Here is a 20,904-nt window from a genome sequence, read left to right as displayed (position 1 = left end):
CCTCTCGATGAATTCAGTCGGCTTCGGCGCGCAGCGGCCTGGTCATCAGCCCGGCGACGGCCTCGTTGATGGTGATGGCCTTGTCGAGCAAAGCGGCAACCGCCTCGACGATGGGGGCATCGATACCGCGCTCGCGCGTCAGGCGGGCGGCGATGTAGGCGGTGGCCACGCCCTCGGCCAGAGGCCGGCCGGACAGTTCCTCGCCTTTGCCGAGCGCCACGCCGTAGGCGAAGTTGCGCGACTGGACGGAAGAGCAGGTGAGCATCAGGTCGCCGAGGCCGGACAGACCCATCAGCGTTTCGGGCCGGGCGCCGAAGGCGGCGCCGATGCGGCGCAGTTCGACAAAGCCGCGGGTGACCAGGGCTGCCTGCGCCGAGGCGCCGAGGCCGGCACCAGTGACGGCACCGGCAGCGATGGCGAAGACGTTCTTCAGCGCGCCGCCGAGCTCGACGCCGATGAGGTCGTCGGTCGAGTAGCAGCGCAGATTGGCGGCGGAGAAGCGCAGGGCAAGCGCCGACGCGCGGGCCTCGTCCTCGGCGGCGACGACGACGGCGGTCGGCAGGCCGCGGGCGACGTCGGTGGCGAAGCTCGGGCCCGACAGGGCCGCAACCGGGTTGTCCGGCAGGATCTCGGCGGCAATGGCCGAGAGCAGCGTGCCGGTGTCGCGTTCGATGCCCTTGGCGCAGAGCACCAGGGGCACATGGGCGGCAACATGCGGCTTGACCTCCGACAGCACGCTGCGCAGCGCCTGCGCCGGGGTGACGACCAGCACGCAGTCGGCGCCGGCCACGCTGGCGGCGAGGTCGGTCGTGGCGACGATGCCGGTCTCGAAGGTGATGCCGGGGAGGTAGCGCGGGTTCTGGCCCCTGGCGATGGCGTCAACGCTGTCTGCGTCGCGCGCCCAGAGCGTGACGGCATGGCCGGCGCGCAGCATGGCCAGGGCCAGCGCCGTGCCCCAGGCGCCGCCGCCCAGAACCGTGACCTTGTATGCGCTCATGCCTTGGCTCCCCGCCTGCCGGAGCCGACGACCGGCGCGGACACGGTGTCCAGCGGCCAGCGCGAGCGCGGCACGAAATCGAATGCGTCAGGCTCGGCGAGCCCGGCGCGCAGCCGCTCGATGCCGGCCCAGGCGATCATCGCGGCGTTGTCGGTGCACAACGCCATGGGCGGCGCAATGAAGGCGAAGCCATGGCCGGCGCATAGCAGTTCAAGCCTGGCGCGGATCTGGTGGTTGGCGGCGACGCCGCCGGCGACGACCAGCGCCGGTGCTGCGACATCGGGGAATTCGGCACGGAAGCGGGCGAGCGCGCGCTTGACGCGGTCGCCGAGCGTGTCGGTGACCGCCGCCTGGAACGACGCGCAGATGTCGGCGACATCCTGATCGCTGAGCGGGGCGACCGAGGTGGCGGCCTGACGCACGGAGGTCTTGAGGCCGGAGAAGGAGAAGTCCGGCTGGGCCGAGCCCTTCATCGGACGCGGGAAGACGAAGCGGGTGGCGTCGCCCGAGGCCGCCGCCTTCTCGACATTGGGGCCGCCGGGATAAGGCAAGGCCAGCATCTTGGCGGTCTTGTCGAAGGCCTCGCCGAGCGCATCGTCGATGGTGGTGGCCCAGCGCTGGTAGTCGCCGACGCCGCGAACCAGCACGATCTGGGTGTGTCCGCCCGAGACGAGCAGCAGAAGGTAGGGGAACTCGAGCCCGTCGGTCAGCCGCGCGGTGAGTGCGTGGCCTTCGAGGTGGTTGATGGCCAGCAGCGGCTTTTGCGCGGATGCGGCGATCGCCTTGGCGGTCATCAGCCCGACGATCAGACCGCCGACGAGGCCCGGGCCGGCAGTGGCGGCGACGGCGTCGATGTCATCGAGCGAGAGGCCGGAATCCTCAAGTGCGGCCTCGACGATGCCGTCGAGCGCCTCGACATGGGCGCGGGCGGCGATTTCGGGCACGACGCCGCCAAAGGCTGCGTGTTCCTCGATCTGGCTGAAGACCGTGCTCGACAGAATGACCGGCTTCTTGCCCGCTTCGAGCGCGACCACGCTGGCCGCGGTTTCGTCGCAGCTTGTCTCGATGCCCAGAACGCGGATCAATTGGTCGCTACCCTGCATGATTGCCCGGTGGTAATTTCCTAGATAGGAGGTACGGGACCGCCCCGCCAGCGCGGGGTTATCACGGACCAAGCGCGATGCAAACTAGAGCCTTGAGAATCGGAACCCGCGGCAGCCTGCTGGCGCTCGCGCAAGCGCATGAGACGCGCGCGCGGCTGATGGCGGCGCACGGCCTGCCGGAAGAGGCGTTCGAGATCGTGCCGATCACCACCAGCGGCGACCGTATCCAGGACCGCTCGCTGGCGCTGGCCGGCGGCAAGGGGCTGTTCACCAAGGAGCTGGAAGAGGCGATCTATGCCGGCGACGTCGACTTCGCCGTGCATTCGTCCAAGGACATGCCGACGCAGCTGCCCGACGGGCTGGAACTGTCGGCGTTCCTGCCGCGCGAGGACCCGCGCGACGCCTTCATCGGCCGGGCTGCCGCCAGGATCGCCGAGCTGCCGGAAGGTGCCGTCGTCGGCTCGTCGTCGCTGAGGCGGCAGGCGCTGATCCGCCGCATGCGCCCCGACCTCGACGTGGTGATGTTCCGCGGCAACGTGCAGACCCGGCTGCGCAAGCTCGACGAGGGCGTGGCCCAGGGCACCATCCTGGCCAATGCCGGCCTGCGCCGGCTCGGCCTGGCGGACATCATCACCGACCTGATGCCGCTGGACATGTTTCCGCCGGCGCCGGGGCAGGGCGCGATCTGCATCGAAAGCCGCGTCGGCGACAGCCGCGTGCGCGACATGCTGGCAGCCATCGACCATAGGCCAACCGGCCAGGCCCTGGCCTGCGAACGGGCGTTTCTCGCCGCACTCGACGGTTCATGCCGGACACCGATCGCCGGATATGCAACAATCGATGGCGACATGCTGGCGTTCTCCGGGCTTATCCTGACGCCAGATGGTACGCTGTGGCACGAGGCAAAGGCCGAAGGCCGCGCGGCGGACGCCGCCGAGATCGGCCGCAAGGCCGGCGAAGACGTCAGGGCACGCGCCGGCGAGAAATTCTTCGAGGGATGGAGCTAGATGGCACGCCGTGTGCTGGTGACGAGGCCGGATCCCGGCGCCACCCGCACCGCGCGGCGCCTTGAAGCGCTCGGCTTCGAACCGGTGCTGCTGCCGCTTTCCGAGACGCAGCCGCTGCCGGTGGCGCGCGAAAGCGTGCCGACCAACGCCACCGCAGTGGCCGTGACCAGTGCCAACGCGCTCCGCCACGCCCCGAGCGGGCTGGTCGAGCGGCTCAGCCACCTGCCGTGCCACGCAGTCGGCGCCCGGACCGCAGAGGGCGCGCGCAAGGCGGGTTTTTTCTCCGTCAGCGAAGGGCCGGGCGATGCAGCAGCACTTGCCGACATGATCGCCATCGAGCTGGGCAAGGCGACGCTGGCCTATCTCTGCGGGCGCGTGCGGATGCCGGATTTCGAGCGGCGCCTCGGCGCCAACGGCATCAAGGTGGTGCCGATCGAGACCTACGACACGATCGCACTTTCACCGCCTCCTACTTACGTGCGGCAGCAACTCGGCGGCCAGCCGATCGACGCGGTGCTGATCTATTCGGCACGCTCGGCGGCAGCGTTCGGGACGCTGATGGAAACGCATGCCGAGGCGGACTACCTGATCCGGGGCGCGACGTGTTTTTGCCTGTCAGGGCGGATTGCCTCGGCGCTGGGCGACGGCTTCGACATCGAGGTCGCGCCAGATCCCAACGAGGACGCGCTGCTCGACCTTCTCGGCGCGCCGGACTGACGTTGCGTCGACCGTGCCATCACGCGGCCTTTTTTCGCTGGACGGTGGGTGTTACTGATTTTGATCTTCGACCCCGCATTCGCCGCGGGACCTGTGCCAACGAAAATCGCGGAGCCCCAAGCATGGTCAAGACGCCGAAGACGCGCCATTCGAAGACGCATCGCGAGCCGGTGACGATCGAGCTTGAGCCAGGCGCGGTGTCGCGGGTCGAGGATGCCGCCAAGGCCGAGACCGTGACGGAGGGCGAAAAGGTTTCGGCGACGATGGGCGACGAGGCGATGGCGGCGGAGCCCGCTGCCAGCGAGGCGCAAGCGCCGGCCGACAGCGGATATGCGTCCTACGACTATGATTTCGACAACGGCCCGCAGGCGCAGCAGCCCAAGGCCGAGGCGCCGGCACAAGCCGCAGCTTCGGATGGCGGCAGTTCTTATGCCTCGAGTTCGGCGACGTCCTCGCAAGCGCCGATGCGACAGCCGACGTCAGGCCTCCTGCCGGGCCTTGCCGGCGGCCTGATCGCGCTGCTGGTCGCCGGCGGACTGCAATATGCAGGCGTGCTGGGCGCGCCGTCGTCTGGTGCCGGCGATGGCGGCGAAATGCAGGCCGAGATCGCCTCGCTGAAGTCGCAGGTGGCCGAACTTTCGGCCGCGCGCAGCAGCGGCGACGCCGGCGGACAGATCGAAAGCCTGTCGGGCGAGATCGCGCAGCTGAAGAGCGAGGTCGAAGGGCTGAAGACAGCCGGCAGCCAGGCGGGTTCGCCGGAGGCGTTGGCCGGGCTCGACCAGCGCATCAAGGATGTCGAGACGGCGGTGACGTCGCTCGGACAGGGCGGGGCGGCGGCAAGCGAGGTTGCGGCCCTGAACGAGAAGGTGGGCGCTTTGGACACAGCGCTGAAGGCCGCGGGCGAGGCTGCTTCCAGCGATGACGGCAAGATCGCGACGCTGGAGCAGTCGGTTTCCGCGCTGACCTCCAAGGTCGACGCACAGGCATCGCAGCCCAAGATCGCGCTGGCGATTGCCGCATCGGCGCTCAAGGCAGCCGTCGACCGGGGTGGCGCGTTCGGCGCCGAACTCGAGACCTTTGCCGCCATTTCGCCCGACGCGGCGGAGCTGGCGAAACTCCGGGCCCATGCCGAAAAGGGCGTGGCGACGCGGGCCAACATCGTTGCCGAAACCGACGCCGCCGCCAATGCGATGATCGCGGCGGCGAAGCCGGTTAATCCGGATGCCGGCGTGTTCGAGCGGCTGGTTTCGAGCGCGGAGCAACTGGTCAAGGTGCGGCCGATCGGCGCCGTCGAAGGCGCAGGCGCGCCGGAGACGGTGGCGCGCATGGAACTGGCGGTCACCCAGGGCGACTTCGCCAAGGCGCTGGCCGAATACGAGACGCTGCCGGACACCGCCAAGGCGGCGGGCGCCGATTTCGCCGCCACGCTCAAGGCGCGGCAGGAGGTCGAGGCGTTGGTCGACCAACTGGTCGCCAATGCGATGAAGGCGTGAGGAACACCAGATGATACGCATCCTGTTCTTCCTCGCCATCGTCTTCGCTCTCGGTCTGGGCTTCGCCTGGCTGGCCGATCGCCCGGGCGACATGGTGGTGACCTTCGGCGGCTACCAGTACCAGGTCAGCCTGATGGTGGCGGCGGTGGCGGTGACGGCCATCGTTGCGGCGGTGATGCTCTTGTGGTGGCTGACCAAGTCGCTGTGGAACAGTCCCTATGCCATCGCCCGCCATTTCCGCGCCCGCCGCCGCGACCGCGGCTACCAGGCGCTGTCGACCGGGATGATCGCGGCGGGTGCCGGCGATGCGGCGCTTGCGCGTAAGAAGAACAAGGAAGCGGCGAAGCTGATCCGCTCCGACCAGGAACCGCTGATCCAGCTGCTCGACGCGCAGGCGGCATTGCTGGAAGGCGATCATGACGGCGCGCGGCAGAAATTCGAGGCGATGCTCGACGATCCCGAGATGCGCCTGCTTGGCCTGCGCGGGCTCTATCTCGAGGCCGAGAGACTGGGCGACCGCTCGGCCGCGCGCCACTATGCCGGGCGTGCCGCGGGGCTGGCGCCGCAGCTTTCCTGGGCGGCGGATTCGACGCTGGAGGAAAAGGCCGAACGCGGCGACTGGGACGGTGCCCTGGCGCTGGTCGATGCCCAGAAGTCGACGCGGCAGATCGAGCGCGACGTCGCCAACAATCGCCGCTCGGTCCTGCTGACGGCCAAGGCGATGCAGCTGTTCGACAGCGACTTCAATGCGGCACGGACGGCAGCGCTCGAGGCCAACCGGCTGCGGCCGGAATTCGGCCCGGCGGCGATCGCCGCAGCCAAGGCGCTGTTCCGCCAGAACGACGTGCGCAAGGGTTCGAAGGCGCTGGAAGGTGCGTGGAAGGCCGAGCCGCTGCCCGATGTCGCCGAACTTTATGTCCATGGCCGACCCGGCGACGCCGTTCTCGACCGGCTGGCCCGGGCGAAGAAGCTGCAGTCGCTGCGGCAGAACCACCCGGAATCCTCACTCGCCGTGGCGCGCGCTGCGCTGGAGGCGCAGGACTATGCGCTGGCACGCGCCGAGGCCGAGGCAGCGGCGCGGATGCAGCCGCGCGAGGGCGCCTATCTGCTGCTCGCGGACATCGAGGAGGCCGAGACCGGCAACCAGGGCAAGGTGCGCCAGTGGCTGGCCAAGGCGGTGCGGGCGCCGCGCGACCCGGCATGGGTCGCCGACGGCGTCGTTTCCGAGCGCTGGGCGCCGTTCTCGCCGGTGACCGGCAGGCTCGACGCATTCGAGTGGAAGGCGCCGGAGGAACGGCTCGGCCATCTCATCGAACAGCACGACGAGGAGCCGGAGGAGCGCGTGGCGATCCCGGCGATCCGGGCCGCGCAGCCCGCCGGCGACGACATCGTAGAGGTCGAGAGCGACGTCGAGGCCATGCCGGAAAAGGAGGCCGAGCCGGCCGTGGCAAAAGTCGTTCCACCGGCGCTGGACGGCGTTGCCGGGGTCGTGGACGAGGACAAGGCAGAGCCGATCCGGCTTCCCGACGATCCCGGCGTGGACCCCGAGGTGGAACGGGACAACGCGCAGCGACGTTTCCGTTTGTTTTGATTCGAGGCCGACCCTAAGTCTAGGCTTTGCCCCAAGCAGGATTCGCCGATGTTCGAACGCATGATTTCCTTCCTGAAGGACCTGCCCGCGGCAGGCGCCAGGCACAGCGGTGAGGACGACCCGCGCGTGGCGGCGGCGGCGCTGATGTACCATGTCATGGACGCCGACGGCGACCGGCAGGACATCGAGTGGGAGCGCGTCAAGCAGTTGCTCGCCAAGAGTTACGGCGTCTCGGGCACCGAGCTCGACCGGCTGGCGAAGGCCGGCGAGCAGGCCGACAACGAGGCGATCGATCTCTACGCCTTCACCAGCGTGCTCAAGCGCAGCCTCGACGAGGATGCGCGCAAGGATTTCATCGGCATGATGTGGGAGATCGTCTATGCCGACGGCGAACTGCATGAGATGGAGGACAACACCATCTGGCGCATCGCCGAACTGATCGGGGTCGCAAGCCGCGACCGCATTGAGACCAAGCGCAAGGCGGCGCAGCAGGCGCAGCGCGCGGTCGGACCCGAAACGGACGAATAGGCGCTCGATGCCGGGCAAGGCGAGAGCGAAGATCCTGGTCGTCCTGCACCAGGAGCATTCCAGCGCCGGCCGTGTCGGTCACTTGCTGATCGAGAATGGCTTCGATCTCGATATCCGCCGGCCGCCGCTGGGCGATTCCTTGCCCGAAACACTGGAAAACCATGCCGGCGCCGTGGTCTTCGGCGGGCCGATGAGCGCCAACGACCATGACGAGTTCGTGCGCCGCGAGACCGACTGGCTGGCGGTGCCGCTCAGCGAAAACCGGCCGTTCCTCGGCATCTGCCTTGGCGCGCAGATGCTGGTCAACCATCTCGGCGGCAAGGTCGAGGGCCATGGCGATGGGCTGGTGGAGATCGGCTGGTATCCGATCAAGGCGACCGAGGAAGGCCGCAAGCTGATGCACTGGCCCGAGATGGTCTACCAGTTTCATCGCGAGGGCTTTTCGCTGCCCACCGACGCCGTGCTCCTGGCATCATCCGACACCTATCCCAACCAGGCATTCCGCTATGGCGACAATGCCTGGGGCATCCAGTTCCACGCCGAACTGACACGGGTGATGATGCAGCGCTGGGTGGTGCGCGGGGCCGAACGCTTCGTGCTGCCCGGCGCACAGCCAGGCCGCGACCATCTGGGCGGCCGGCTGATCTGGGACATGCACCTCAAGCGCTGGCTCGACGAGTTTCTCGTCACGATATTTGGCCGAGGGGGCCGGTAAGGCAGGGGGGCTTCCTGCTGCCCTTGTATCAGACGCGGCCGTCGAGGCGCCTGACCTTGCGCAACTGCGGGAAGGTCCAGGCCCAGATTCCGGCGACGGCGACGGCGCCGATGCCACCGAAGACGACGGCAGGCACGGTGCCGATCAGGGCTGCCATGGTGCCGGCGCGGAATTCGCCGAGTTCGTTGGAGGCGCCGACGAAGACGCCGTTGACGGCGTTGACGCGGCCGCGGACACGATCCGGCGTCCACAGCTGGATCAGCGTCTCGCGGATGTAGACGCTGACCATGTCAGTGGCGCCGATCAGGGCCAGGGCCGTGATCGACAGCCAGGGAATGGTCGAGACGCCGAAAATCGCCGTGGCTATGCCGAACAAGGCGACGAAGACGAACATCACCAGGCCGGCATGATCGCGGATCGGATGGCCGGCAAGCCAGACGGCGACGACGATGGCGCCGACGCCGGGGGCGGCGCGCAGCATGCCAAGGCCCCAGGGCCCGAGTTCCAGGATGTCGCGCGCGTAGACCGGCAGGAGAGCGACGGCGCCTGACAGAAGCACGGCGAACAGGTCGAGCGAGATCGCGCCGAGCACGATCTTCTCGCCCCATATGTAGCGGAAACCGGCGAACAGGGTTTCGGCGGTGGATGTGTCCGTCTCGCTGCGCTGGGTTGGTTTCGGGATGGAAAAGATCAGCGCCGCCGAGGCGAGCATGAGGACGGTGGCCGCGCCATAGGCGGCTTCGGGCGAGACGCCGTAGAGCAGGCCGCCGGCGACCGGGCCGACGATGGTGGCGGTCTGCCAGGCAGACGAATTCCAGGCAACGGCGTTGGCGAAATCCTCGGCTGGGACCAGGTTTGCGACCAGCGATGCCGATGCTGGGCCAAAAAAGGCGCGGGCGATGCCGAAGACGGCGAGCACGGCGAAGATCGGCAGCGGGCTGGCGAGGCCATGATAGGTGAGGAGCAGCAGGGCAGCGGCGCACGCAGTTTCAACAAGCGCTGCCAGCGCCATGATGAGGCGTCGGCCGAAGCGGTCGGCGACGACGCCGGTGACGAGCACCAGCAGCAAGGCCGGCGCGAACTGGATGACGCCGACGAGGCCGAGGTCGAAGGGATTTCGCGTCAGGTCGTAGACCTGCCAGCCGACGCCGACGGAGACGATCTGGGTCGAGAAGGTGGCGAGGAAACGCGCGATCCAGAAGCGCGAGAACGCACCATGACGAAAGGCAGCGAAGCGGTGTTCGGGCGCTGTTGCGGGATGGGCTGTCATCTGGTCCGGCGGGTTTCGACGCCGGATCGGATCACGCCGGCGAGGGTGCAATAGCGCAGATCACTGTCCGGCGGGCAACATTGTGCCGCTGGATCAAAACTTTTCGGCAAGCGTGCCACGAGAGGTGCCAGCGAGGTCCGGCGCTTTCGAGCCGCCGGACCGCGCCGCGCGGCCGATGCGAGGCTATCTCACAAAGACCGTAACCGAGCCGTCGGCTTCGATGCTGGCGGCGACCACCGCCGACGTGTCGATCGTTTCGCTGTCGAGTTTCGTCTTCAGGGCGCTGTTGGCCATGATCGCAGCCTGCAAGCCGGTGATGTCGGCCTGATTTTCGCTGACGGCCTTTTCCAGCGCCTCCTTGTCATTGCCCGTGGGCGACAGCTTGACGACGTTGACGGTGCCGACGGTGGTGAGGGCCTGGATGGCGGTCGCGGTGGTCCTGCTGGCCTGGATGGCCGGCAGCACCGTGCCGAGATCTGCCTTGGCGCCGGTGCTCGCCGTGGTGGACGTGTCCACGGATTGTGCCTCGCTGCTGGTGGCACCAGCGGCAAAGGCGGGCGCAGCAACGACGGTGGATGCAAGCAGGATCGCGGCGGCGAGTGAATGTCTCATCTTCTTCCTCTTCGAATTTCACCCCTTCGCGACGGTTTAACCGGTCGGCGCGGCATCGGTTCCGCTCAAATCGGCCCCGGAAAGAAATGTCGGGGCAGATGTTATGAACGGCATGTGCCGTGGCGCCTTCGTTTCCATGGTGTTGCGCCACATCGCGCGGAAGCGGGCATATTGCATTGCAACATAGTTTGAATTGTCCTGCCGGACTGCCTCGCCGATCCTGCGCGGATGTCCAGCAGCCTCATTTCCGCCTCATGAGCGCAGGCCCGTCGACGTTCCGGCCCGACATCGAAGGCTTGCGCGCCATCGCCGTGGGTGGCGTGGTGGCCTTCCATTTCGGCATGTCGAACCTGCCCGGCGGTTTCATCGGCGTCGATATCTTCTTCGTCATCTCGGGTTTCCTGATCACCAGGCACCTGATGCAGGAGATCGGCCGCAGCGGCACGGTCGACCTCTGGCGCTTCTACGGGCGTCGCGCGCGCCGGCTGCTGCCGGCATCGCTGCTGGTGATCGTGGCGACGCTCTTGGCCGGCTATTTCATCCTGGCGCCGTCCGAACAGCAGCTCTACGCCAAGGGCGCCCTGTTCGCCTCGAGCTACGTCATCAATCTCTGGCTGCTGCGGTGGTCGTTCGACTATTTCGCCGCCGATACGGCAATCAACCCGTTCCTGCATTTCTGGTCGCTTTCGGTCGAGGAGCAATTCTATCTGCTATGGCCGGCGTTCCTGCTGCTGGTGGCACGGTTCCGTCCAGGCGAAAGGGGCGTGGCCGTTTTCCTTGGCGTGGCGACGGTGGCGTCGTTTGCCGCCTGCGCCTGGATGACCACGGTGTCGCAACCCTGGGCGTTCTATTTTTCGCCATTGCGGGCCTGGGAGTTCGCCGTCGGCGGGCTGGTCTCGCTGACGGTCGCCGAACGCTGGGCGTCGGGCTTCCGCTTCGCGCCTGCCATGGGCTGGGCCGGCCTGGCGCTGATCGTCGTAACCTACCTCACTGTGTCGGAGGCCGATCCGTTCCCCGGCTTCCTTGCACTGATGCCGGTGCTCGGCACGGCAATGTTGCTGCTTTCCGGTGCGCGCCAAAGCGCAGCAGGGCCGGCGGCGCTGCTGTCGCTTGCGCCCTTCCAGTGGACCGGCAAGCTGTCCTACTCGCTCTATCTCTGGCACTGGCCGGTGATCGTGTTCGCCACCATCCTGATCCCCGACCTGTCGCTGGCCGGCAGGCTGGCGTGCCTTGCGGCGACCTTCGGCCTGTCGCTGCTGAGCTACCATTTCGTCGAGAACCCGGTGCGCCTGAGCGGCTGGCTGTCGGCCGGCTCGGTGCGGTCGCTGGGGCTTGCCGCGCTGCTGACGTCGTCTGGCGTGACATTGTCCTATGGCGCAGCCCAGGTCGCGGCGCGAAGCGTCGACCCGGATCAGAAGCTGATCGCGGAAAGCGCGGCGCGATCGTCGTCGGCGCGCCAGGTCGATGCCGGCTGCGTTGCCAGCCTGGAACAGACGGAACCGCGCAGCTGCAGCCTCGGGGCAGAGGAACCCCGCAAGACGATCGTGCTTTTCGGCGATTCACACGCCGATCACTGGTCGACACCGCTGGCAAAGATCGCCGAGGCGAACAACTGGCGCGTGGTCACCTATCTGAAATCCTCCTGTTCGGTCGCCGAGGTGCCGACGTGGAACGTGCGGCTGATGCGGGCCTATGAAGAGTGCGATGCGTGGCGGAAATCGGCGATGAAGGAAATCGCCAAGCTGAAGCCCGACGCCGTGATCGTCGCGCAGTTCTCCTACAGCTATGTCGAAAATGATGTGAATGGCGGCCTGGAACATCTGGTCAGCCGCAATGTCTGGGGTGGCGGCTTGAGGGCATCGCTTGCAAAGCTGGGCGAGACGGGCGCCGAGGTCGTGCTGCTGCGGGACGTTCCAGTCCACAAATCGTATCTCGACCGCTGCGTGGCCCGTTCATTGTGGCAGGGCCGGAGTGCCACGGTCTGCGACACACCGCGAGACCAGGCGATCGACGAGCGGATATCGGAGACCGAACAGGCCGCGACGGCCGGCCTGCGTGGGGTCCGGTATGTCGACCTCACCGAATTGTTCTGCAACGCCACCACATGCCCGGCGATGATCGGCGGTAAGCTGACCTTCCGCGATCGGCATCACATCGCCACGCCCTATGCGGCGACACTTGCGGGCTCGATGCAGCGCGCGATCTTCGGCAACCAGATTGCTGCGCATTGGCAGTGAGCCGGACCGCCGGCCATAGTCGTGGCTAGAGCTGGATGCCGCCCTGACTGAGGCCGCGGGTGATGCTGCCGGTGGTTGGCAAAAGCGGGATCAGGCAGGCCTGGAGCGCGTGGTAGATGTCGGGCTTGCCATAGAAGGGGCCGGCATTGGGCTTGAGATCGTCGTCGAGCTGGGCATGCCAGCCGCCATTGCGGTGGTCGATGAAGCGCGTCGCGCAGAAGCTCCAGATACGGCGGTACCATTCCTCGTAGGCGGGGTCGCCATCGATCGCGCCGAGCACGCTGGCCGCTCCGATCGCCTCGCAGCACGGCCACCAGTAGCGATCCTTGATCCGGGCCGAGCCGTCCCATTCGAGCGTGTAGTAGAAGCCGCCCGTCGCTGCGTCCCAGCCATCCGCCGTTGCCTGGCCGAACAGGTTCCTGGCTGCATCCGGCAGCCAGTCGAGCTTGCGCTCGCCGAGCTCCCAGAGCTGCAGCAGAAGCCGCGCCCACTCCAACGAATGACCGGGCGTGGTGCCGTAGGGGCGGAACATCGGGTCGCCGGAATAGTCGCGGTCGAGCTTCCAATCCAGGGTGAAATGTTCCGGCAGGCGCCAGCCGGCAGCGGCCGAATGGCGGCGGATGATCAGATCGGCGATGCGTTCGGCCATGCGGAGGTAATTGCCGTCGCCGGTTGCCTCGAAGGCGGCCATCAGCGCCTCGGTCAGGTGCATGTTGGAGTTCTGGCCGCGATAGCTGTCGAAAGGCTTCCAGTCGCGGGTGAATTCTTCGGCGACGGCGCCATGGCCGTCTTCCCAGAATTTTTCGGACAGGACGGTCGAGATGTCGGTCAGCAGGCGGTCGGCATCGGGATGCCCGGCGACCTTGGCGCTCGAGGCGGCCAGCAGCACGAAGGCGTGGCCATAGGCCTGCTTGGTGTCGTTGGCCGGGCCGTCATAGCCGACGCCCCAGAAATAGCCGCCATTGGCGCTGTCGCGATGGCCGTTCCAGAGGAACTCCATGCCGTGGTCTACGAGCGTGCCGGCTCCCGGCCGGCCGAGCAGATGGGCGATCGAAAAGCAGTGCACCATGCGCGTGGTGACGTGGATCTGGCGGCCGGCGAACTTGCCCGGCACGGCACCGGGCGCCAGCGGGTGGCCCCGGTCGTCGAGATCGTGAAAACCGCCGAGCGGATTGAGGCTTTCGCGTTCGAAGAAGGAGAACAGCGCGTCCGCCTGCTGCAAGAGCCACAGGCGATGGCTGGCGAGCGTGGTCCACCTGGCCGAGCCGGCGGAAATGTCCAAAGAAGCCATGGAGAGCGTTCCCTTGCGGCTGGCGGCGCCGAATTGCATGAATTCCGCGACCTAAGACGTATTGGCGGCCGCACTCAACAGGAAAACGCCATGATTGGCATGCAGCGGTGCAACGACACTGTATTTAGCCAATATGCCACGGCGGACCCACTAGTCACGGCGCTTGCCGCGCATTATGGACAAATGGCGCGCTTGACCGAGTTGGCAGCGAGATTTCGGGGATTGAATGACGAAATTGATGTCGTCCAGGGCGGACGGCCTGCCTGCGGGGGCTGTCATTGCTGCCGATCATGCGTCTGAAAAGGCGCTGGTTCGCCGGCTTGCGTCGCATTGCAATCGCTTTCGCGATCCCGACGACCGGCGCGCGGCCTTCGAACTGGCGGTGACGCTGGTGCCGTTCCTGGCGATGGGAGCGGTGCTGGTCTGGCTCGCCGCCTATGCCGAACCGCTACTCGGCGCCTGGCGCTGGCTGCTGCTGGCGCTGCTGGCGCCGGTATGCGCGGCGTTCCTGGTCCGGCTGTTTGCGATCCAGCACGATTGCGGCCACGGCTCCTTCACCAGTTCGCGCGAGGCAAACCGCGTCATCGGGCGGGTGCTGAGCGTCTTCACCTTCACGCCCTACACGCTGTGGCAGAAGGCCCACGCCGTGCACCACGGCTCGTCGGGCAATCTCGACAAGCGCGGCATCGGCGACATCGATACCCGCACCGTCGCCGAATACGAGGCGATGACCACCGGCCAGCGGCTGATGTATCGCATCTATCGCAATCCGATCATCCTGATCGTGATCGGCGTGCCGATCTATTTCCTGATCATGCACCGGCTGCCCTACAACGACGCCATTCCGCGCGTCGAGGCCTGGCGCAGCGCCGGCGGACTCAACCTTGCACTGCTGGTCGTCTATGGCGGGCTGGTGTTCGTGGCCGGCTGGGCGGTGATGCTGGCGATCCTGCCTGTCGTGGTGATGGGTGCATGGGTCGGCGGCTGGCTGTTCTACGTGCAGCATCAATTCGAAGAAACACGCTGGGATGCCGGCGAAGCCTGGGACCTGCATGTCGCCGCCTTCGGGGGCAGCTCGTGGTATGCCTTGCCCGCTGTGGCCCAGTGGATCACCGGTTCGATCGGCCTGCACCACATCCACCATCTGTGCAGCCGGGTGCCGTTCTATCGCCTGCAGGCTTGCTTCGACAGCAATGCGGAATTGCGCGATGCCAGCCAGAGCGTGAAGCTGACCTTCTGGAACAGCGTTGCCTGCGTCAATCTCGCGCTGTGGTGCGAAGACCGCCGGCGGCTCGTCACGTTCGCCGACGCGGCGCGGTAGCTTCTGCGACCAGTCATTGCGACAGGCGGAGGCGCCAGAGTTCGCCCGCCTTGCTGCGGGCGTCGGCGAAATTCGTCTTCGAATCGAGCGTCAGCAAGGCGGCGGCGGCAGTGTCCACGACGGTGCGTTCGGCGGCCTCGTCCCTGGCCTGTCCCAACCAGACCGCCCGCCAGTATTCGAAGCTGGTGAGCCCCGTCGGCAGCTCGGCTCTCGGGCGCCTGTGCGACGGGATGATCACCTCGCCCGGACTGCCATCGTCGAGGGTGTACATCGTCGTCGTGCGAAAGGGCGTCGCCTGGGCGACGTCGCGGCTGTTGCCCAGGATGCCGAGCTTCGGCCAGCCGAGCAGGGCGGCGGCATCGCGGTGCAGGTCGCGGTAGCTTGGCCGGAACGCCGCGATCAGGCTGGCCCCGGCGGTGAGCGGATTGAGCAGGTGCACAACGGCGCTGAGCGGCGAGCGCATTTCAAGAAGGTTGTAGATGCCGAGCAGGCGATGGAGCTGCGGCGACATCGCCGCGAGCGGCAAGTAGCCGATGCGGCGTTGCTGCAGGGCGTCGTTCGCTTCGGCAATGGATGCCACAACTGATATGCCGAGGGCGCCGGCAGCCATGTCGAGCGCGTTGGGAGTCGCGCCGCCGCCGCTGTTGCCGTGCAGGAGCACGCGGTGGCCGGCGTCGGCGACAAGCCTGGCCGCCTGCAGGAACCACGGCGCCGACCTCGATCTCGGCGAGACATAGGCCGGCCAGTCGAGGTCAGCCAGTCCGGGATGGACGGGGCAGCCGAGATGGCGCCGGCTCGCCCTGGTCAACCCGGCAAGCTCGATCGCCGTCAGGCCGCGATATTGCAGAACGACCAGAAGTGCTCCGACCTGTATCGGGTCGGCCTCGCCTTCGAGCAGCAAGGAGAAGGCGTCGTCGGCCTCATCGAGGGTCAGCGGCCGGGCACCGCCGACGCCGGCGCCTATGGTCGCGATGTGTCTGGCCAGCCTCTGCCGCGGCGCGGCATCCTTGCCGATCGAGCGCAGCCTGCGGGCAAAGTCCTCTGGAAACGGCTCGTCCTCGAGATAGAGGCTGGGTCGCATGGCCAGCGGCGGGGCGTCGATGATGGTGGTCTGGTTCCAGCCGTTGGTCTCGGTACGTGCCTTCTCGGCTGCTTCACGTCGCGGGGCGATGAGGTCTTCGGTCTCCGCCGCCACGGCGCGCAGGCGCAGGCGCAACGTCTCGGCGAAGGGGGTCGGCGTCATGCCGCGCGCGGTCCGCACCAGGATCGGGTCGCCGTAGAGTTCGCGGATCTGCTTCAGAAGCCGGCTCATGGCCGGAGCGCCAAGGCCCATGCGCGCGGCGGCCTTGCCGACGCTGCCCTCGACCAAGAGCGCATCCAACGCCACCAGCAGGCGCAGTTGGCCGAGGCGCGGCTCCGCCACGGCGCCGCGTGCTTCCGCCGGCGGCCTGGTTTCGTGCGCGTCAGTCCTATCCATCTGTTCCTTCATCGCCTGCGAAAACCATCCGGGCACGTGCAGGCACCAGTCCAAATTGCGCTTTTCTGAATTTGGAATCGCTCTCAAACACCCGAGTTGACCGTCCCTATTCGATAAATAAGAAGACTTTTATACTCAAGTTTAGGTGATGGGGCTTTTCATGAATTTTCTCAACCCGGATGCAATCGTGGAGCGTCACCCTGCCCGCTGCTGGCCAGGCACGGGCTTTGGCCCGTTCGGGCGCGCGTTGCTCGCCTGCACCTGCCTTTCGGGCATAGCGCTGATGGCATCCTCGGCCGCATTCGCGCAGGCCGCCCAGAAAAAGACGGGCGCGGAAAGCGATGCGCTGGTGCTGCAGCAACTGGTGGTGACGGCGTCGGGCTTCGAGCAGAACGTCAAGGACGCCCCGGCCAGCATCACGGTGGTTTCGCGCGAGGAGCTGGAGAAGGGGACGTATCGCGACCTGACAGATGCCCTGCGCGACGTGCAGGGCGTGGCGGTGACGGGACCGGCCAACGAAAAGGACATCTTCATCCGAGGCCTGCCGGGCCAGTACACGCTGATCCTCATCGACGGCAAGCGCCAGAGCACGCGCGATGCGCGCACCAACGGCAATTCGGGCTTCGAGCAGAATTTCATGCCGCCGCTCGCGGCGATCGAGCGCATCGAGGTCGTGCGTGGGCCGATGTCCTCGCTCTACGGCTCGGATGCGATGGGCGGCGTCATCAACATCATCACCCGCAAGGTCGGGGAGACGTGGTCAGGCTCGTTCACCGCCGACGGCACCATGCAGCAGCACGATGAGTTCGGCAATTCCGGGCAGGGCTCGTTCTACCTGAACGGACCGGTCGTCACCGACACGCTCGGCCTGCAGGTCTGGGGCAAGGGCCTGAAGCGTGACGAGGACCAGTTTCTGGGCGGCATCACCGGCGCCAAGGAAGGTACGCTCGGCGGTCGTCTGACCTTCGTGCCGAACGAGAACCACGAGTTCCGCCTCGAAGGCGGCACGGCGCGGCTCAGGCGCGATGCGAATGCCGGCGAGACGCTCGCCGCCAACGGCACCTCGACCTACAACTACAACGACCGGGACCACTGGTCGCTGTCGCATGTCGGCGACTGGGGTTGGACGACGTCGGAATTCTCGATCATGCAGGAATGGGCCGAGCGTACCAATTTCAACTGGGACAGCACACGGCGCAGCTACCTCGAACAGGCGCGCTCTCCGGAGGTGCGCAACTCGGTGATCGACGGCAAGTTCACGACGCCGTTCGAGCTTTTCGGTTCGCACACGCTGGTGACCGGCGGCCAGTTCTTCGACGCGCTGCTGACCGACCAGAATCCGGGCCGCAGAACGGGCCGCGACGAGCAGTTCCAGATCGCGCAATGGGCGCTGTTTGCCGAGGACGAGTGGAAGATCAGCGACAGTTTCGCGTTGACCGGTGGCTTGCGCTTCGACCAGCACCAGGAATACGGCTCGCATTTCAGCCCGCGCCTCTATGGCGTCTGGAACCCGACCGACCATCTGACGCTGAAGGGCGGCATCTCGACGGGCTTCCGCGCGCCGGAGATACGCGCCATCGCCCCAGGCTACGCCTACACGACTGGCGGTGGCGGCTGCACCTACGGCCCGAACGGCACTTGCGGGGTGATCATTGCCGATCCGAACCTCAGGGCAGAAACCAGCACCAGCTACGAACTGGGCGCGCTGTGGGACAGCCATGACGGCATCACGCTGGGGGCGACCTATTTCTACACCGACTTCAAGGACAAGATCGCCAATTCGCTGGTGCTCGACGGTGCCGGCAATCCGGTGCGCTGGAGCGAGGATCCGAACTACCGGCTCTGGTACAACTACAATATCGACGATGCCGTCATCCAGGGCGTCGAGCTGACGGCGGGCTGGGAGGCGACCGACACGCTGACCTTGCGCGGCAGCTATACCTACACCCATTCGGAGCAGCAGACGGGCGTCTATGCCGGCTTCCCGCTGGCACGCACGCCGGCGCATCTCGCCAACATCCGTGCCGACTGGACGACGCCGGTCGACGGGCTGTCGGCATGGGCGGCGGCCAACTACCACGGCTCGGAGATCAATGCCGGGCCGCGCGTCGGCATCATCGGTACGCCGGTGATCCGCAACGGCGCAGTCGGGAGGAAGTACGACGCCTATGCCACCATCGATGTTGGGGCGACCTATGCCTTCAGCGAAAGCTTCGTCATGAACGCCGCCGTCTACAATCTGATGGACGAGAGGGTCGAGACCGCGGAACACAATGCCGTGATGGAAGGGCGACGGCTCTGGGTCAGCATGACCTCGAACTTCTAGACGACGCGAGGTTGCGGACAGGGCTGCGAGACGGCTCTGTCGTGTCTGCTTTGGCAATCGAAAGCCCGGGCGGCCGGTTCCAAAAACCAGCCTGCAAGCCCCGGTTTCGAAGGCTTCCGGCCGTGGCAAGCTTTGCCGCGGACGGACGCGACATCGGGGATCCGCAGCGGCGGATCCTACCGGAAAATCGATGCAAACGGGGATCTCGAATCTGGTCGGAGGCAGGGGCGTGGCCGTCTCCGCACACATATTGGTGAATTGAAGTTATCGCTGCACCGCACCTATTATCCATTACCGACCGGTTGTTCGGTAATTGTCGAAGCAGTGCAGGCGTGAACGTATGGCCCGTCCCAGGGTAATCGAACAGAGCGACATTCTGGATGCGGCGGAACTCGTGGTCGTGCGCGAAGGCGCCGCGCATCTGACGCTCGACGCTGTCGCCACGGCGGCCGGGATCGGCAAGGCCAGCGTCGTCTACGACTACAAATCCAAGCGCGAGCTCATCAACGCCGTCATCCGGCGGCGCGTGGAGAACGAGGAGCAGCGCGTCCAGGCGGTGACGGCTGGCCTGGGCCCTATTGCAAGCCCGGCAATCAACGGGCTCATTGCAGCGGCTGCCGAGCGGCCGCGCGACCATGCCCGCGCCGTGGCGGTCAACCTGGTCTCGGCCCTAGCCCAGGATGCCGAAGCACGCGGCATCATTGAAGCGGTCTATACCAGGATAATCGCCTCGGTCACCGAGACTGCGGAAAACCCCCGCGGCGCCATTCTCGCATTCCTGGCGCTTGAAGGGCTCAAGCGCCTGGAGATGCACAATCTGCATCCCTGGTCGGATGCCGAACGCGCGGACATGCTGCGCGACATAGGCTGGCTGATCGACGCCGATCACCTGAAACCACCCAGAGACGCCGGCGACTGATCGCTCCCGATCAAGCCATCCCATCATCAAACCATCACTCGCCGTTCCGGCCACCGTCAACCTTTTGTGGATTTTCCCATGCGTATACCCGCCCTGCCGCTGAAACTTGCAGCGGCCATCAGCCTGCTCGCCCTGGTCTCCGGATGCAGCGATGCCAACAGCTCGTCCGAACCGAAGCCGTCAGCCCCTCCACCATCGCCGGTGAGCGTGATCGAGGTGGTTCCCGAAGCGCTACCCATCCTGAACGAGCTGCCGGGGCGCATTGCCCCGACCCGCATCGCCGAGGTGCGGGCGCGGGTCTCGGGCATCGTGCTGGAGCGCGTCTTCGAACAGGGCAGCCTGGTGAAGGAGGGCGACGTGCTCTACCGCATCGACCCGGCGCTGTTCCAGGCGCAGGTGGCAAGCGCCGAGGCGACGCTGCAACGCGCGCAGGCCGTGCAACTCCAGGCGCGCCAGCAGTCCGAGCGCCAGAGCGAACTGCGCGAGCGCAATGTCTCCAGCGGCCAGCAACTCGACAATGCCGTCGCCGCCCTTGCGCAGGCCGACGCCGACGTGGCGATCGCCACCGCGGGGCTTGCGACGGCGCAGCTCAATCTCGGCTATGCCGAAATCAAGGCGCCGATCTCCGGGCGCATCGGCCGTGCCATGGTCACCGAGGGTGCGCTCGTCAGCGCCAACGGTCCCGAAAGCCTGGCGACGATCCAGCAGATCGATCCGGTCTATGCCGACTTCACCCAGTCGGCGAACGAGCTTCTCAGGCTGCGGCGCGAGCTCGAAGACGGCGCGCTGACGAATGACGAGGCAGGGGCCGCGCGCGTCGGGCTTCGTCTCGACGACGGCAGCGAATATGCCCATCCGGGCAAGCTGCTGTTCCTGGAAGCCGCGGTCGACGCGATGACCGGGCAGGTGACGCTGCGTGGCGAGTTCCCCAATCCCGAGGGCGACCTGCTGCCTGGAATGTACGTCCGGGTGCTGATAGAGCAGGGTGTGCAGCAGAACGCCATCGCCATCCCCCAGCAGGCGATCCAGCGCGATTCCGGCGGCAGCGCCCAGATCTATGTGGTGAACGACAAGAACGTGGCCGAGCGTCGCCAGGTCCGGGTCGGGCGCGTGGTCGGCGACCGCTGGGTCGTCGAAGACGGCGTCGAGGCGGGCGACAAGGTTGTCGTCGAAGGATTCCAGAAGGTCAGGCCGGGCGCCGAGGTGGCGGCCCAGGCGTGGAAGCCGCAGGACAAGACGTCAGCAACCGGCAGCAGCGGCGCGGCAACGCCCGCCAGCAAGCCCAAGGCCGGCTAAGGAT

17 protein-coding genes are annotated in these 20,904 nt (G+C 66.9%); 11 read left to right on the top strand and 6 right to left on the bottom strand.

What is annotated here, in order from left to right:
- Positions 1-13: 13 nt before the first annotated feature.
- Positions 14-997 (bottom strand): NAD(P)H-dependent glycerol-3-phosphate dehydrogenase, encoded by a 984-nt coding sequence (locus tag GGR00_RS16750; protein ID WP_055975171.1) that lies wholly within the window; start codon positions 995-997, stop codon positions 14-16.
- Positions 994-2,079, bottom strand: coding sequence for a tRNA (adenosine(37)-N6)-threonylcarbamoyltransferase complex transferase subunit TsaD (gene tsaD / locus GGR00_RS16745; protein WP_184117386.1), 1,086 nt, complete (start codon positions 2,077-2,079; stop codon positions 994-996). Before tsaD ends, GGR00_RS16750 begins: the two co-directional genes overlap by 4 nt.
- Before the next feature lie 98 nt (positions 2,080-2,177).
- Between tsaD and hemC the strand changes: the two genes are divergently transcribed.
- The 6 genes from hemC (at position 2,178) to GGR00_RS16715 (ending at position 8,151) form a co-directional block, all read left to right on the top strand.
- Positions 2,178-3,107 (top strand): hydroxymethylbilane synthase, encoded by a 930-nt coding sequence (gene hemC, locus GGR00_RS16740; RefSeq protein WP_055975165.1) that lies wholly within the window; start codon positions 2,178-2,180, stop codon positions 3,105-3,107.
- On the top strand, positions 3,108-3,824 hold the full coding sequence (locus GGR00_RS16735; RefSeq protein ID WP_055975163.1) for a uroporphyrinogen-III synthase: 717 nt from the start codon (positions 3,108-3,110) through the stop codon (positions 3,822-3,824). It abuts the gene before it with no gap.
- Between the two features lie 122 nt (positions 3,825-3,946).
- Positions 3,947-5,317, top strand: a complete 1,371-nt coding sequence (locus GGR00_RS16730) for a COG4223 family protein (protein WP_184700046.1) — start codon at positions 3,947-3,949, stop codon at positions 5,315-5,317.
- A 10-nt stretch (positions 5,318-5,327) separates the two neighbouring features.
- The gene (locus tag GGR00_RS16725; RefSeq protein ID WP_055975156.1) at positions 5,328-6,908 is read left to right on the top strand and encodes a heme biosynthesis protein HemY; all 1,581 of its coding nucleotides are present in this window, start codon (positions 5,328-5,330) and stop codon (positions 6,906-6,908) included.
- 48 nt (positions 6,909-6,956) lie between these two features.
- On the top strand, positions 6,957-7,436 hold the full coding sequence (locus GGR00_RS16720) for a tellurite resistance TerB family protein (protein WP_055975152.1): 480 nt from the start codon (positions 6,957-6,959) through the stop codon (positions 7,434-7,436).
- Between the two features lie 7 nt (positions 7,437-7,443).
- Positions 7,444-8,151: a glutamine amidotransferase gene (locus GGR00_RS16715; RefSeq protein WP_055975149.1), complete on the top strand. Its 708-nt coding sequence runs from the start codon at positions 7,444-7,446 to the stop codon at positions 8,149-8,151.
- A 28-nt stretch (positions 8,152-8,179) separates the two neighbouring features.
- Here the strand turns inward: GGR00_RS16715 and GGR00_RS16710 are convergent, their stop codons facing one another.
- Positions 8,180-9,421 (bottom strand): MFS transporter, encoded by a 1,242-nt coding sequence (locus GGR00_RS16710; protein ID WP_055975146.1) that lies wholly within the window; start codon positions 9,419-9,421, stop codon positions 8,180-8,182.
- A 183-nt stretch (positions 9,422-9,604) separates the two neighbouring features.
- A complete protein-coding gene (locus GGR00_RS16705; RefSeq protein WP_055975144.1) occupies positions 9,605-10,033 on the bottom strand; it encodes a hypothetical protein in 429 nt (142 codons plus the stop codon).
- A gap of 254 nt (positions 10,034-10,287) precedes the next feature.
- On the opposite strand from GGR00_RS16705, the gene GGR00_RS16700 reads away from it, so the two are divergent.
- Entirely contained in the window at positions 10,288-12,270 is a 1,983-nt protein-coding gene (locus tag GGR00_RS16700) for an acyltransferase family protein (protein WP_184700045.1), read from the top strand.
- 25 nt (positions 12,271-12,295) lie between these two features.
- Here the strand turns inward: GGR00_RS16700 and GGR00_RS16695 are convergent, their stop codons facing one another.
- Positions 12,296-13,561, bottom strand: coding sequence for an AGE family epimerase/isomerase (locus tag GGR00_RS16695; RefSeq protein ID WP_184700044.1), 1,266 nt, complete (start codon positions 13,559-13,561; stop codon positions 12,296-12,298).
- Between the two features lie 226 nt (positions 13,562-13,787).
- Between GGR00_RS16695 and GGR00_RS16690 the strand changes: the two genes are divergently transcribed.
- Positions 13,788-14,882 (top strand): fatty acid desaturase, encoded by a 1,095-nt coding sequence (locus GGR00_RS16690; protein WP_184700043.1) that lies wholly within the window; start codon positions 13,788-13,790, stop codon positions 14,880-14,882.
- A gap of 13 nt (positions 14,883-14,895) precedes the next feature.
- Here the strand turns inward: GGR00_RS16690 and GGR00_RS16685 are convergent, their stop codons facing one another.
- Positions 14,896-16,359: a glycosyl transferase family protein gene (locus GGR00_RS16685; protein ID WP_184700042.1), complete on the bottom strand. Its 1,464-nt coding sequence runs from the start codon at positions 16,357-16,359 to the stop codon at positions 14,896-14,898.
- Positions 16,360-16,642: 283 nt separating this feature from the next.
- On the opposite strand from GGR00_RS16685, the gene GGR00_RS16680 reads away from it, so the two are divergent.
- The 3 genes from GGR00_RS16680 to GGR00_RS16670 all read left to right on the top strand — a co-directional run bounded on the left by GGR00_RS16680 (position 16,643) and on the right by GGR00_RS16670 (position 20,900).
- Entirely contained in the window at positions 16,643-18,685 is a 2,043-nt protein-coding gene (locus GGR00_RS16680; protein WP_184700084.1) for a TonB-dependent receptor domain-containing protein, read from the top strand.
- Between the two features lie 340 nt (positions 18,686-19,025).
- On the top strand, positions 19,026-19,604 hold the full coding sequence (locus GGR00_RS16675; protein ID WP_184700041.1) for a TetR/AcrR family transcriptional regulator: 579 nt from the start codon (positions 19,026-19,028) through the stop codon (positions 19,602-19,604).
- A gap of 78 nt (positions 19,605-19,682) precedes the next feature.
- Positions 19,683-20,900 (top strand): efflux RND transporter periplasmic adaptor subunit, encoded by a 1,218-nt coding sequence (locus GGR00_RS16670; protein ID WP_184700040.1) that lies wholly within the window; start codon positions 19,683-19,685, stop codon positions 20,898-20,900.
- The last annotated feature ends 4 nt before the right edge of the window (positions 20,901-20,904 follow it).

This window comes from Aminobacter aganoensis (genome assembly GCF_014206975.1).
Classification (GTDB): Bacteria; Pseudomonadota; Alphaproteobacteria; order Rhizobiales; family Rhizobiaceae; genus Aminobacter; species Aminobacter aganoensis.
Note: the sequence above shows the minus strand (reverse complement) of the source record. Positions and strands in the feature narration are given on the sequence as shown.